Below are 13,772 nucleotides of genomic sequence, written 5' to 3' on the forward strand. Positions count from 1 at the left end.
CGCATCGGCCGCCCCAGTGCCCTACACTAGCTTGAGTGACCACCCAGAAGCGGAGCACCCTCACCATGGAACCGGCCTTTCACCGCTTTTCCGAGCTGTTTGCGCAGTTGGGACTACCCAGCGATCCGCCCAGCATCGCGGCGTTCATCGCGACGCATGCCCCGCTGCCGGGCGACGTCGAACTGGCTGATGCGCCTTTCTGGACACCCGCGCAAGCGACCATGCTGCGCGACGAAATCGCGGACGATGCTGACTGGGCCGAAGTCGTCGACCGGCTCAACGTGGCCCTGCGGGCCAGCTAGCCGGTCGCGGCCGCTCATCCGCCGAGGGTCTGCTCCAGGGCCTGGCGCAGGTCCGCGATGAGGTCGCGCGTGTCCTCCAGGCCGATATAAAGGCGCACCAGCTCGCCGGTATGATGCCAGCCTGCGGGCGGCCAGCTGCCCGCAGGACGCATGGTCGGCACGTGGTAGGGCACGGCCAGGCTGTGCGCGCCGCCCCACGACCAGCCGATCGCAAACAGCCGCAGCGCTTCGACGAAAGCGTCGACCTGCTCGCGCGAGTATTTCTCGTGCAGGATGATCGCGAACAGGCCGCTGGCACCGCTGAAGTCGCGTCGCCAGTTGGCGTGGCCCGGGCAGTCCGGCAGCGCGGGATGCAGCACGCGCACGACCTCCGGACGCTGGTGCAGCCACTCCGCCACCTCGCGCGCGGCCCGGTCGTGCGCGGCCAGACGCACCGGCAGGCTCGGCAGCGAGCGCAGCACCAGGTGGCAGTCGTCGGCGGAAACCCCCCACCCCATCAGCATGCGCGTGCGCTTGAGGCGCGCCTGCACCGCCTCGTCGCGCGTCAGCACGGCGCCCATCAGGACGTCGCTGCCGCCGGACTGGTACTTGGTCAGGGCCTGCACCGAGATGTCGATGCCCATGTCGAACGGCCGGAAATAGAGGCCCGCCGACCAGGTGTTGTCGATGGCCGTCAAGACGCCGCGGGCCTTTGCCGCGGCCACGATCGCCTTGCTGTCGGGCACCTCCATGGTCACGGAGCCAGGCGCCTCCATCCAGACCAGGCGCGTATTGGGCTGGATCAGGCCGGCAATGCCGCTGCCGATCATCGGATCGTAGTAGCGTACCGACACGCCGAAATCACGCGCCAGCCACTCGCCGTGGTCGCGGTTGGGACCATAGACGTTATCGGGCACCAGCACGTCGTCGCCGCTCTTGAGCAGCGCGAAATACACCAGCGAGATCGCGGCCAGCCCCGACGGCAGCAGCAGCGTGTGGCTGGCACCTTCGAGCAAGGCGAGATGCTGGCACAGCGCTTCGCTGGTGGGCGTGGCATGCAGGCCATAGCGCCAGTATGTGGTGCTGCGGTCCCCGTACGCGCGCAGTTCGGCCAGGTTGCGGAAGACCACGGTGGAACCGCGATGGGTGGCAGGAGAAAACGAGTCGAAGCCGGGCGCGACATCCAGTTCGGGCTGGACAGCGACAGTCTGGATGTAATGGGAGGCAGGGCTCGACGCGGGCTTATTGGAAGTCGGATCGGACACGGCGGATTCCTTGATGGCTGGCATGTCGCGCGCAGTGTGCGGCAAGCATGAAAGGGACGCGATAACCGTTCGAGCTTACCAGCAAATGCTGGCGACGCCACCGCAAGCCGGCTTCAGCGGCCCTGGATGGTCGACTTGGGCGGCGGGACCGCGGACGTGACGCCGCTGCCGGGCGCCGTGTCGAAGGGAGGGATCACGCGCACGCTTCCCAGCGGGCGGATGACAAACGGAAGGACGACTGCCTGGTCGAAGGCATCGGTCCAGGTGCCGCGCACCGCACCACTGGCGTCGATGGTGCCTTCCCAGTTGCCGGAGACGCGGGTGCCGTCGTCGGACTCTTCCATCAGGAAGCTGCCCTCCTCCCATTCACCCGCCAGCAAGCGCACGCCGGGCGCGCCGTTGGTCGTGTATTCGCCGCGCAGGCTGTCGCGCTCGTCCGGCTTGGGGCCAATGCGCAGGCGCACCGGCTTGTCGCCAACCTTGCCGACATAGACGGGCAGCCTGGCGTACTCCGGGCGCGGCGCCAGCGGTGCGATCGCTGCGCCGGCGGCAGGCGCCGTGCCACGGCGCGCCTCGCCTTCGCGGATGGCCTCGCTCAGGCCCAGGTCCCCGGTAGTGGCTGCCGGGCCGGCCGATGACACGGTGTCATCGGCGGCCCGCGCCGGCATCGTTCCCGCAAGCGCCAGCGCTGCCGCCAGGCAGGCCAACAAGCGCTGAAACGCGGGGCGACGATGCACCGGCAAGACTCAGATGCGCTCGAAGATCGCGGCGATACCCTGGCCGCCGCCAATGCACATCGTCACCAGCGCATAGCGGCCTTGCACGCGTTGCAGCTCGTAGACCGCCTTGACCGTGATCAGCGCGCCGGTGGCGCCGATCGGGTGCCCGAGCGAAATGCCGGAGCCGTTCGGATTGACCTTGGCCGGGTCCAGGCCCAGCGCCTTGGTCACCGCGCAGGCTTGTGCCGCAAAGGCTTCGTTGGCTTCGATCACGTCCAGGTCGGACACCGACAGGCCGGCGCGCTCCAGCGCGATCTTCGTGGCGGGAACCGGGCCAATGCCCATGGTCTTCGGGTCCACGCCGGCGTGGCCGTACGACACCAGGCGTGCCAGCGGCTTCAGGCCGCGGCGCTCGGCCTCGGCACGCTCCATCAGCACCACGGCGGCGGCGGCATCGTTCAGGCCCGAGGCATTGCCCGCGGTCACGGTGCCGTTTTCCTTGACGAAGACCGGCTTGAGCTTGGTCATGTCGTCAATCGTGGCGTCATGACGCACATGCTCGTCGGTGTCGAAGCTCACGTCGCCCTTGCGGCTCTTGAGCGTCACCGGAACGATCTGGTCCTTGAAGTAGCCAGCCTTGATGGCCGCCGACGCGCGGCGGTGCGACTCCAGTGCGGCTTCGTCCTGCTGGGTGCGGCTGATGTCATATTCCTTGGCCACGTTTTCGGCCGTGACACCCATGTGGATGCGATGGAACGGATCATGCAGCGCGCCCAGCATCATGTCGACCAGGCTGGCATCGCCCATGCGGGCACCCCAGCGGGCAGCGGGCGCCAGGTACGGTGCGCGGCTCATGCTTTCGGCACCGCCGCCGATGGCGATGTCGGTATCGCCGAGCAGGATGGTCTGCGCAGCGCTGACAATGGCCTGCAGGCCCGAGCCGCACAGGCGGTTCACGGTCAGCGCGGGCGCATTGGTCGATACCCCGCCGTTGACGGCCGCCACGCGGCCCAGATACATGTCGCGCGGCTCGGTCTGAATCACATTGCCGAACACGACGTGACCGACGTCGTCACCGGATACCTGGGCGCGCGCAAGTGCTTCGCGCACCACGAGTGCACCCATATCGCTCGGTGCCATGTCCTTCAGGCTCCCGCCGAAAGTCCCGATTGCCGTACGTACACCACTCACCACTACGACTTCACGCGTCATGTCTCACTCCATGAGGTTATGTTGCGGTGCACAGTATAACGGCATCGCGACGGAAATCGAACGATCGTACTTTTACTTAAGGGTAGCCAATGCCGGCCGCGTCAGAGTTCACCCCACAGGTCATGGCCATCGGCGCCCGTGATCTTCACCTGGACGAACTCGCCGACGCGATAGCGCTGCGACGCCTTCGCCGGCGGCGCGATATAGACCAGGCCGTCGATTTCCGGCGCATCGGCCGACGAACGGCCAATGCCGCCCTCCTGGTTCACCTCGTCCACCAGCACACGCAGGGTCTGGCCGACCTTGCGCTGCAGGCGGCGCGCGGACACCGCCTCGGCCACCTCCATGAAGCGCGCACGGCGTTCCTCGCGCACTTCGTCGGGAAGCGCGCCCGGCAGATCGTTGGCCGTGGCGCCTTCGACCGGCGAGTAAGCGAAGCAGCCCACGCGGTCCAGTTCGGCCTCGGCGATGAAATCCAGAAGGGTCTGGAACTCGGCTTCGGTTTCGCCCGGGAAGCCGGCGATGAAGGTGCTGCGGATCGTCAGGTCCGGGCACACCTCGCGCCAGGCGCGGATACGGTCCAGCGTCTTCTCGGCATTGGCCGGGCGCTTCATGCGCTTGAGCACGTCCGGATGGGCGTGCTGCAGCGGCACGTCGAGGTATGGCAGCACATGGCCACCATTCATCAGCGGGATGATTTCGTCGACATGCGGATACGGATACACGTAATGCAGGCGCACCCAGGCACCGTACTGGGCCGCCAGTTCGCCGAGGGCGGCCACCAGTTCGGTCATTCGCGTCTTGAGCGGGCGGCCGCTCCAGAAGCCGGTACGGTACTTCACGTCGACGCCGTAGGCGCTCGTGTCCTGCGAGATCACCAGCAGTTCCTTGACACCGGCCTTGAACAGGTTCTCGGCCTCCAGCATGACCTCGGCCACCGGGCGCGACACCAGGTCGCCGCGCATCGACGGGATAATGCAGAACGAGCAGCGGTGGTTGCAGCCTTCGGAGATCTTCAGGTACGCGTAGTGCTTTGGCGTCAGCTTGATGCCCGCCGCCGGCACCAGGTCGGTAAACGGATCATGCGGCTTAGGCAGGTGCGTGTGCACCGCCTGCATGACCTCGCCCAGCGCATGCGGGCCGGTCACGGCCAGCACCTTCGGGTGCACCGACGACACGATGTCATGTCCCGCCGCATCCTTCTTGGCCCCCAGGCAGCCAGTCACGATGACCTTGCCATTCTCGGTCAGCGCCTCGCCGATGGCATCGAGGCTTTCCTGCACGGCTTCGTCGATAAAGCCGCAGGTATTGACCACGACCAGGTCGGCGCCGTCATAGGTGCCGCTGATCGCGTAACCCTCGGCGCGCAGTTGGGTAATGATCTGCTCGGAGTCAACCAGCGCCTTCGGGCAGCCAAGCGAAACGAAACCCACGCGCGGACTCTGGTCTTTCTGGGTCATTGATTCTGAAGGATTTTTCACAGGGAATGCGGATGTAGGACAGGCGGGGCGGAGTATATCGGGTTATCTCGACGGAGGTCGGACAAGGCCGCCAGGCGCTGCAACGAACCGTGTATTTTAACCGTTTGCCACGGTTATCCGGCGACTTAGACCACACACGCCCCGGTCGCCTCGCCCTGCCCGAATCCTGAGGGACGACTGGACGTGACCTCCGGGAAACTTTGCAGCACTTGCTCGATCTGGGCCGAATCCTGGACCCTGCGGATGGCTGCATGCAACTGCGCAGCTTGCGGCCAGGTCCGCTTGAGATAGCTCAGCCACAATTTCACCCGTCCATGCTCGTGGCAGGAGGCGATCCGGTCATGCAGCTTCCGCAGGTAGGCGGCGATCTGGTGCAGCACCAGCGGCCACTCCTCATCCGATGGCGTGCTGTCCATGACCCCGCGGATACGCAGTGCCAGGAAAGGATCCGATACCGCGCCACGCCCGATCATCACATCCACGCAGCCGCTGACCGCGCGGCAACGTTCCCAGTCCGCAACGGACCAGACTTCGCCGTTGGCAATGACGGGGATCTCCACGGCGTCCGCGATGCGGGCGATCCATTCCCAGTGCGCCGGTGGCCGGTAGCCGTGGTCGCGCGTGCGGGCATGCACCACCAGCGATGCCGCCCCACCCTCGGCCAGCGCCGTGGCGCAATCGAGCGCCAGTGCAGTATCCGAAACGCCTAGACGCATCTTGGCGGTGACCGCAATTTGCGGCGGAACCGCCGCGCGCACCGCGGCAACGATGCGATGCAGCTGCTCGGGATGCGCCAGCAGCATCGCGCCGCCACCGTGCCGGTTGACGACCTTGGCCGGGCAACCGAAGTTCAGGTCGATACCATGCGGCGACAGCGTCGCGGCAAAGGCCGCATTGCGCGCCATCCACATGGCATCGCTGCCGAGCAGCTGGATCACCATCGGCGTTCCACCGGGGGTGTAGCCGCCTTGCAGAATCTCGGGGGTGTCGCGTTCGTAGACCCGCTCGGGAAGCAGGGAGCCAGTCACCCGAACGAACTCGGACACGCATCCATCATAGCCGCCCAGGCCCGTCAGCACATCGCGCAGCACGTAGTCGGCGAGCCCCTCCATCGGGGCCAGGAATAGCCGGCCCATGGTCAGGCCCGGCCCAGCGGGGATGCGCCGGCAGGAAAGGAAGTCGGATCGGAACGGTGGAGGCTGGACGGCATCGGGAAATCGCGCTGCAGGCGAGTCCGCAAGATGAGCCGCCAGTTCAGGAGGGGCTCATTTTACCTGCTTGCGCGCCGCCTCGCAGAGCGTCCGGAACCGTGCGAGGGCGGCGAAGCGGCGAACCGGGCGGTCCGCCGGCGGTGCTTGCTACTTACTTCTTGTCCGGCTGATTGAACGGGAACGTCCCGAACATATTCTTCGCCTGGTTCTGCATCTGTTCCTGCATCTGCACGAACAGGTTCTTGCTCTGCTCGATGTAGTTGCTCATCATGCCCTGCATCATCGGCCCCTGCATGTTCATGAACTGGGACCACATGTCCGGGCTGAAGGCTTCGCCGGAATACAGGCCCTTCGAGTTCTCGGCCAGCTTGTTCTGGATATCGATGAAAGCCTGGATATTCTTTTCCAGGTAGGTACCCATCATGCCCTGCATCGCATGCCCGTAGAAGCGGATGATCTGCGACAGCATGGCGCTGGAGAACATCGGCACGCCACCGGTTTCCTCTTCCAGGATGATCTGCAGCAGGATGCTGCGCGTCAGTTCATCACCGGACTTGGCGTCGACGACCTTGAAGTCCTCGGAGTCCATGACCAGTTGCTTCACGTCGGCCAGGGTGATGTAGGTACTGGTCTGGGTGTCGTAGAGCCTGCGATTGGGATATTTCTTGATCAGTCGCTCTGCGCCTTTTTTGCTCGTGGCCATCGGTGCTCTGTCCTCTTGTCGTCGCTGATGGGCGCTGGTGCACCGCATGCGGTGCAGTGCGCAAACCGGTACTGCCGGGCCATCTGGAAGATCGTGAAAAAGTTACTATGTGCGCACCCGCGGATCTAGCCGCCAGTGCCGGGTTGCCTTCGCCCCCGCGAAGGCCGCACGTTGCACGACAATGGTGCTGGCCGTGCCGCTGACCTGATTCTATGCCCAACAAAGCACTAAGAAAAGCCAGGTGGCTTAAGGAAAACCCGCACGCATAAACGCATTGCGGGCCCCGAAAGGCCCGCAATGCGATTCGACAGCAGTTTGTGCGCCGCGCTGGCTGCACCGCAAAAACGGCACCGCCGGCGCGGCACGCAGGACCCGTCAGCCCATGTGCAGACCGCCGTTCAGCGAGAAGTCGGCGCCCGTGGAGAAGCCCGACTCGTCCGACGCCAGCCACGCGCAGATGGACGCGATTTCCGACGGCTCGCCCAGGCGCTTCACCGGGATCGTCCCGACGATCTTGTCCAGCACGTCCTGGCGGATGGCCTTGACCATGTCAGTGGCGATATAGCCCGGCGAAACGGTGTTCACCGTCACGCCCTTGGTGGCCACTTCCTGGGCCAGCGCCATGGTGAAGCCGTGCAGGCCAGCCTTGGCGGTGGAGTAGTTGGTCTGGCCAAACTGGCCCTTCTGCCCGTTCACCGACGAGATGTTCACGATGCGGCCCCAGCCGCGATCGACCATGCCGTCGATCACCTGCTTGGTCACGTTGAACAGCGACGTCAGGTTGGTGTCGATCACCGCGTCCCAGTCGGCGCGGGTCATCTTGCGGAAGACCACGTCGCGCGTGATACCCGCATTGTTGACCAGCACATCCACCTCACCGACTTCCGACTTCACCTTGTCGAAGGCAGCCTTGGTCGAATCCCAGTCGGCCACGTTGCCCTCGGAGGCAACGAAGTCGAAGCCGAGCGCCTTCTGCTGCTCGATCCACCGTTCGCGACGCGGCGAATTGGGGCCGCAGCCGGCCACCACGCGGAAGCCATCCTTGGCGAGACGTTGGCAGATCGCGGTCCCGATGCCGCCCATACCGCCGGTCACATATGCAATGCGCTGAGTCATGTCCACTCCTTGATTGGCTCTTCGTTATCTTCGCCCGGGCCGCGCGAACCGCTGCGCGCCCGGGCGCACCCCATTAATTGCGTTCGACTGCCAGCGCCACGCCCATGCCGCCGCCGATGCACAGCGAGGCCAGGCCCTTCTTCGCGTCGCGGCGCTTCATCTCGTGCAGCAGCGTCACCAGGATACGGCAGCCCGATGCGCCGATCGGGTGGCCGATGGCAATGGCGCCACCGTTCACGTTGACCTTGGACGTGTCCCAGCCCATCTGCTGGTGCACGGCCAGTGCCTGCGCGGCGAAGGCCTCGTTGATTTCCATCAGGTCCAGGTCGCCCACGCCCCAGCCCGCACGCGACAGGCAGCGCTTGGAAGCCGGCACCGGGCCCATGCCCATGACCTTCGGATCCACGCCGGCATTGGCGTAGGCCTTGATCGTGGCCAGTGGCGTCAGGCCCAGTTCCTTGGCCTTGGCAGCCGACATCACCACCACTGCCGCGGCACCGTCATTGAGGCCCGAGGCGTTGGCGGCGGTCACCGTGCCGGCCTTGTCGAAGGCGGGCTTCAGGCCGGCCATGCTGTCCAGCGTGGCACCCTGGCGGACGTACTCGTCCTTATCGAAGGCCAACGGGTCGCCCTTGCGCTGCGGAATCATCACCGGGACGATTTCGTCATTGAACTTGCCGGCTTTCTGCGCAGCCTCGGCCTTGTTCTGCGAGGCCACGGCGAACTCGTCCTGCGCTTCGCGGGTAATGCCGTATTCCTTGGCCACGTTTTCGGCGGTGATGCCCATGTGGTACTGGTTGTACACGTCCCACAGGCCATCGACGATCATGGTGTCGACGAGCTTGGCATCGCCCATGCGGAAGCCGTCGCGCGAGCCCGGCAGTACGTGCGGCGCGGCGCTCATGTTCTCCTGGCCACCGGCCACCACGATCTCCGCTTCACCGGACAGGATCGCATTAGCGGCCAGCATCACGGCCTTCAGGCCGGATCCGCACACCTTGTTGATGGTCATGGCCGGCACCGATGCGGGCAGGCCCGCCTTGATCGATGCCTGGCGTGCCGGGTTCTGGCCCGAGCCGGCCGTGAGCACCTGGCCCATGATCACTTCACTGACCTGCTCCGGCTTCACGCCTGCGCGCTCCAGCGCGGCCTTGATGGCGATGGCGCCCAGCTCCGGTGCGGGAATCTTCGCGAGCGAACCGCCAAACTTGCCTACGGCGGTACGGGCGGCGGAAACGATAACGATATCGGTCATTTGCAGTCCTCTCAATGGATATCTGGGGTGTTCGGCGGGCACGTCCCGTTACCGGGACCACCCGCAAGACTTATGCCTTGGCTCTGACGTAGCGGCCCGGCGCAGGTTCGATGGCCGGGTAACGGGCATTGCCGTAGCCGGTCGGCGCAGCGCGCTTGGCACCGGCCTGCTTGCCAAGCCAGGCCATCCAGTCCGGCCACCAGCTGCCGTGGTGCTCCTCGGCGCCGGCCAGCCACTCATGCGCCGAAGCGGGCAGTGCGTCATTGGTCCAGTGGCTGCGCTTGTTCTTGGCCGGCGGGTTGATGACGCCGGCGATGTGCCCGGACGCTCCCAGCACGAACCGCAGCTTGTTCTTGAGCAGCGCGGTCGACGAATAGGCCGCCGTCCACGGCACGATGTGGTCCTCGCGCGAGCCGTAGATGTAGGTCGGCACGTCGATGGCGCCGAGGTCGACCGGTGCGTCACACACGGTCAGCTTGCCCGGCACCTTCAGCTCGTCCTGCAGGTAGGTGTGGCGCAGGTACCAGCAGTACCACGGCCCCGGCAGGTTGGTGGCATCGCCGTTCCAGAACAGCAGGTCGAACGGCACCGGCGTCTTGCCCTTCAGGTAGTTGTCGACCACATAGTTCCAGACCAGGTCGTTCGGGCGCAGGAACGAAAACGTATTGGCCAGTTCCACCCCGCGCAGCAGGCCGCAAGGTGCCCCCGCCGCGCCGCCGAGCGTGGCTTCGCGCAGCTGGACGTGGGCTTCGTCGACGAAGACGTCAAGAATGCCCGTGTCCGCGAAGTCCAGCAGCGTCGTCAGCAACGTCAGGCTGGCGACCGGGCGCTCGCCGCGCGACGCCAGCACGGCCAGCGCGGTCGAAATGATGGTACCGCCTACGCAGAAGCCAAGCGCGTTGATCTGGTCCTGTCCGCTGATGTCGCGCGCCACCTCGATGGCGCGGATCGCCGCGTGCTCAATGTAGTCATCCCACGTACGCTCGGCCATGGTGTTGTCGGGATTGCGCCACGACACCAGGAACACGGTATGGCCCTGCTCCACCGCATGCCGCACCAGCGAGCTTTCCGGCTGCAGGTCGAGAATGTAGAACTTGTTGATGCAAGGCGGCACGAGCAGCAGCGGGCGCGCATAGACCTTGTCGGTCAGCGGCTTGTATTGCAGCAGCTGGAAGAATTCGTTTTCATAGACGACTGCGCCTTCCGTGACCGCCATATTGCGGCCGACTTCGAACGCCGTCTCGTCCGTCTGCGAGATCTTGCCGCGGCCCAGGTCTTCCAGCATGTTGCGCAAGCCGGCCCGCAGCGATTCGCCGCCGGACTCGATCAGGCGGTGCTGGGCATCGGGATTGGTGGCAAGGAAATTGGCGGGCGACATGGCGTCCACCCATTGCGACACGGCAAAGCGGATGCGCTGGCGGGTCTTGGGATCCGCCTCGACGGCTTCCGCCATCTCCGTCAGCACGCGCGCATTGAGCAGATAGAACGCCGCGGTGTACCGGTACGGCGCATTCTTGTGCCAGGCCTCGCTGGCAAAGCGCCGGTCGTGCAGCTTGCCGGCGGATTCGGTATCGCCTTCCGCAAGACCACGCCACAACTCGGCAAAGTCGCGCATATAGCGCTGCTGGATTTCCGCGAGCTGTGCCGGGTCGATCTTGACGCCCGCCAGCGGGCTTGCAGCGAACGCCTCGAATCCCGCGAAACTGGGGAAGCCCGGGGGAAGCCCCGTGCCGTTGCTCTCAGGGCCTTGCCACTGACGGGACCACTCCAGCCACGTTGCTGGATCCAATGGCCCCGGCGGTAACTTGAACGGTTGGGACTTGCCTTCCGCTGTGGAAGCTGCCGCACCTTTGCCGGTCGCCATGATGTAAATGTCTCTCTGCCGTCACTATGTCGGACCGGCTCCCGGGACATTGCCCTGGCCGGCACTTATGCATCTGGAGACGCAATCCGGATGGACCTGACGCTGCGCCCTTCGACCAGGCGCCCAGGACTCCCGCATGCAGCTATCCCTTCCATCTGGATAACGTCCCCTGCCCGGCTTGCACCGCAGTCTGGCATGGCAGCGCCATGCGGTATGCTTGCCGGCAAAAACAAGGAATCTACGAGGGATTCCGCAATATTCGAGGTCATTGTTGCCTTGCAATGTACGCGCTGTCAATGCGGAAAACAGCATCCGCGCACACGCCAGCAAAACCTACCCCGCGGTAGGCGCCGCGCGGTGAATGACCAGCGCGCAAGCCTATCTGCAAAGGATGAAAGTTTCATGTACATCGTAGCCATCGGATGGCTCTACGTGGCGCTCATGATGGCGATCACCGAGCACAGCATCGTTGCCGGTGTCGCCACGTTCCTGCTCTATGGCGCCGGCCCGGTGGCGCTGGTGCTCTACATCATGGGGACACCCGGCAGGCGGCAGCGCCGCAAGGCGGAGGAAGCGCGCGCAGAACGCGTACGCGAGGAGGAAAGCGCCGGGCGCGATGGCAGCGGGCCGCAATGAGCGGCCCGCTGCCGGCTCAGCTTGCCAGCCAGACGAGGCTGGCCATGCGGCCGGTCACACCGTCGCGCCGATACGAATAGAAGCGCTGCGGGTCGGATACCGTGCAGGCATCACCGCCGTAGATGTCCGAGCAGCCCGCGCGGACCAGGCGCGTGCGGGCCAGTGCATAGATGTCGGCCATGTACTTGCCTTCAGCGCCGGGCCGGAAGGCCGCGTCCACGGCCGCATGCTCACCCGCGCGAGCCTGAGCCAGGAACGCATCCCGCACTTCGGCGCCGACCTCGAACGCCTCGGGTCCGATCGCGGGCCCCAGCCACGCGAGCCAGCGCGACGAAGGCTTGCCGCGCGCTGCCTGCATGCGCGCGAGCGTGGCTTCGATCACGCCGTTGCACAAGCCCCGCCATCCGGCGTGCGCAGCACCGACCACAGTCCCTTCCACATCGCACAACAGCACTGGCAGGCAGTCCGCCGTCATGATCGCGCAGACCTGCCCGGGCTCGACGGCAACACTCGCATCGGCGCGCGGAGCCGCCGCACCCGGGCTTGCCAGATGGTCGACGGTGGCCACGGCGCAGCCGTGCACCTGCTCCAGCCACAGCGGCATGGCCGGCAGGTGCGGGGCCAGCCGCGCACGGTTCTCGGCCACATGCGCGGGATCATCACCGACATGCGTGCCAAGGTTGAGACCACCCGGTTCCCCGCCGTCCAGCCCATACACGCCACGGCTCACGCCGCCCGCGCGCGTGGTCGACAACGCGCGCACCGAGGCGGGTGCCGGCCAGTCCGGCCGCAGCCACGCGGGATCAGTCGTCATCATCGTCCTCCCCATCGCCCCAGATAACCTCGGGGCCGTCTTCCCAGTCCTCATCCCAGTCTTCCTCCTCGGCATCGGCTTCACCACGGGAGAAATCGAGCGCATCGATCAGGGCCTGGAGGTCGTCCGGCGGCTGCGCGGTCCACGACACCGCCTTGCCCGTGGCCGGGTGGATCAGCCCCAGCTTGTAGGCGTGCAGGGCCTGCCGCTCGAACGGCACCGGCAGCGGCACGCGCACGGCGGGCCGCTGGCCGCGCTGCGTGGCGCGGAAGTAGACGGGATCCCCCACGAGCGGATGGCCGATCGACTCGAAATGCACGCGGATCTGGTGCGTGCGGCCGGTTTCGAGCTGGCACCGCACCATCGACACGAAGCTGCGCCCGAGCGGCACCGTCGCCAGCGTGCGGAAATGCGTGCGCGACGGCTTGCCGCTGCTGGTATGGACAATGGCCATGCGCGTGCGCTCGCGGGGATCGCGGCCGATCGGCGCATCGATCGTGCCTTCGTCGTAGGTGCGGCCCCAGACCAGCGCGATATACGTGCGCTTGACCGTGCGCGCCTGCAGCTGGCGCACCAGGTCGGTCTGCGCCGTCAGCGTGCGCGCCACCACCATCAGCCCCGAAGTTTCCTTGTCGAGCCGATGGACAATGCCCGCGCGCGGCAAGGCCGCCGCGGCAGGGTAGCGATGGAGCAGCCCGTTGAGGGCCGTGCCGCTCCAGTTGCCCGCGGCGGGATGCACCACCAGTCCCGCTGGCTTGTCGATGACGACCAGCGTTTCATCTTCGTACACGACGTCCAGCGGCACGTCTTCCGGGGCGAACGCCTGCGATTCCGGCGCGGCCTGCGGCTGCACCTCGATGCGGTTGCCCATCTGCACCGCGTCGCGCGGCCGGCGCACTTCGCCGTCGACGCGCACGGCTCCGCTTTCGATCCATTGCTGCAGCCGGCTGCGCGAGAATTCGCTGAAGTGCCGGGCCAGGAGCTTGTCCAGCCGCTCGCCATGTGCGGCGCTGTCGACTTCGAGAATCAACGGTACCGAAAGGTCTGACGCAGGTGCCGCCGGCACCTCGTCCGTGAAGTCTTCGGCTTCATCGTTGTCCGCAAGGGATGCCTGGACGCGCACCTGTTCGAGTGGGAGTCCGCCCGGGCCGGATTCCGGCTGGGGGGTTGGGCTATAATGCTTGACGCTATTTTTCTTCATCCGGGATACGTTGC

The 13,772-nt window shown here is 66.0% G+C and carries 13 protein-coding genes; 2 read left to right on the plus strand and 11 right to left on the minus strand.

The genetic code is table 11. From position 1 onward, the window contains the following. The first annotated feature begins 65 nt into the window (after positions 1-65). Complete coding sequence (locus CupriaWKF_RS09085; RefSeq protein ID WP_276097589.1) at positions 66-302, plus strand: DUF2789 domain-containing protein; 237 nt, start codon at positions 66-68, stop codon at positions 300-302. Positions 303-316: 14 nt separating this feature from the next. On the opposite strand, the gene CupriaWKF_RS09090 is transcribed toward CupriaWKF_RS09085, so the two are convergent. From CupriaWKF_RS09090 to phaC, 9 genes are all read right to left on the minus strand, one after another. Beyond that, positions 317-1,570: a cystathionine beta-lyase gene (locus CupriaWKF_RS09090; protein ID WP_276097590.1), complete on the minus strand. Its 1,254-nt coding sequence runs from the start codon at positions 1,568-1,570 to the stop codon at positions 317-319. Between the two features lie 89 nt (positions 1,571-1,659). Further along, complete coding sequence (locus CupriaWKF_RS09095; protein ID WP_276100733.1) at positions 1,660-2,214, minus strand: hypothetical protein; 555 nt, start codon at positions 2,212-2,214, stop codon at positions 1,660-1,662. A gap of 78 nt (positions 2,215-2,292) precedes the next feature. Beyond that, the gene (bktB, locus tag CupriaWKF_RS09100; RefSeq protein WP_276097591.1) at positions 2,293-3,477 is read right to left on the minus strand and encodes a beta-ketothiolase BktB; all 1,185 of its coding nucleotides are present in this window, start codon (positions 3,475-3,477) and stop codon (positions 2,293-2,295) included. 101 nt (positions 3,478-3,578) lie between these two features. After that, a complete protein-coding gene (rimO, locus tag CupriaWKF_RS09105) occupies positions 3,579-4,937 on the minus strand; it encodes a 30S ribosomal protein S12 methylthiotransferase RimO (protein ID WP_276097592.1) in 1,359 nt (452 codons plus the stop codon). A 146-nt stretch (positions 4,938-5,083) separates the two neighbouring features. Continuing rightward, the gene (locus tag CupriaWKF_RS09110; protein WP_276097593.1) at positions 5,084-6,094 is read right to left on the minus strand and encodes a tRNA-dihydrouridine synthase; all 1,011 of its coding nucleotides are present in this window, start codon (positions 6,092-6,094) and stop codon (positions 5,084-5,086) included. 226 nt (positions 6,095-6,320) lie between these two features. Further along, positions 6,321-6,872 (minus strand): polyhydroxyalkanoate synthesis repressor PhaR, encoded by a 552-nt coding sequence (phaR, locus tag CupriaWKF_RS09115; RefSeq protein ID WP_224079973.1) that lies wholly within the window; start codon positions 6,870-6,872, stop codon positions 6,321-6,323. A 375-nt stretch (positions 6,873-7,247) separates the two neighbouring features. After that, positions 7,248-7,988: a 3-ketoacyl-ACP reductase gene (locus CupriaWKF_RS09120; protein ID WP_276097594.1), complete on the minus strand. Its 741-nt coding sequence runs from the start codon at positions 7,986-7,988 to the stop codon at positions 7,248-7,250. A gap of 73 nt (positions 7,989-8,061) precedes the next feature. After that, positions 8,062-9,243, minus strand: a complete 1,182-nt coding sequence (locus tag CupriaWKF_RS09125) for an acetyl-CoA C-acetyltransferase (RefSeq protein WP_276097595.1) — start codon at positions 9,241-9,243, stop codon at positions 8,062-8,064. A 70-nt stretch (positions 9,244-9,313) separates the two neighbouring features. Further along, positions 9,314-11,107, minus strand: a complete 1,794-nt coding sequence (gene phaC, locus CupriaWKF_RS09130; protein WP_276097596.1) for a class I poly(R)-hydroxyalkanoic acid synthase — start codon at positions 11,105-11,107, stop codon at positions 9,314-9,316. A gap of 402 nt (positions 11,108-11,509) precedes the next feature. On the opposite strand from phaC, the gene CupriaWKF_RS09135 reads away from it, so the two are divergent. Continuing rightward, positions 11,510-11,743, plus strand: a complete 234-nt coding sequence (locus CupriaWKF_RS09135) for a hypothetical protein (protein ID WP_276097597.1) — start codon at positions 11,510-11,512, stop codon at positions 11,741-11,743. A gap of 16 nt (positions 11,744-11,759) precedes the next feature. On the opposite strand, the gene pgeF is transcribed toward CupriaWKF_RS09135, so the two are convergent. After that, complete coding sequence (pgeF, locus tag CupriaWKF_RS09140) at positions 11,760-12,557, minus strand: peptidoglycan editing factor PgeF (RefSeq protein ID WP_276100735.1); 798 nt, start codon at positions 12,555-12,557, stop codon at positions 11,760-11,762. Further along, entirely contained in the window at positions 12,547-13,758 is a 1,212-nt protein-coding gene (locus CupriaWKF_RS09145) for an RluA family pseudouridine synthase (RefSeq protein ID WP_276097598.1), read from the minus strand. Before CupriaWKF_RS09145 ends, pgeF begins: the two co-directional genes overlap by 11 nt. Positions 13,759-13,772 lie beyond the last annotated feature (14 nt).

Origin of the sequence: Cupriavidus sp. WKF15 (assembly GCF_029278605.1) — a bacterium.
GTDB lineage: Bacteria > Pseudomonadota > Gammaproteobacteria > Burkholderiales > Burkholderiaceae > Cupriavidus.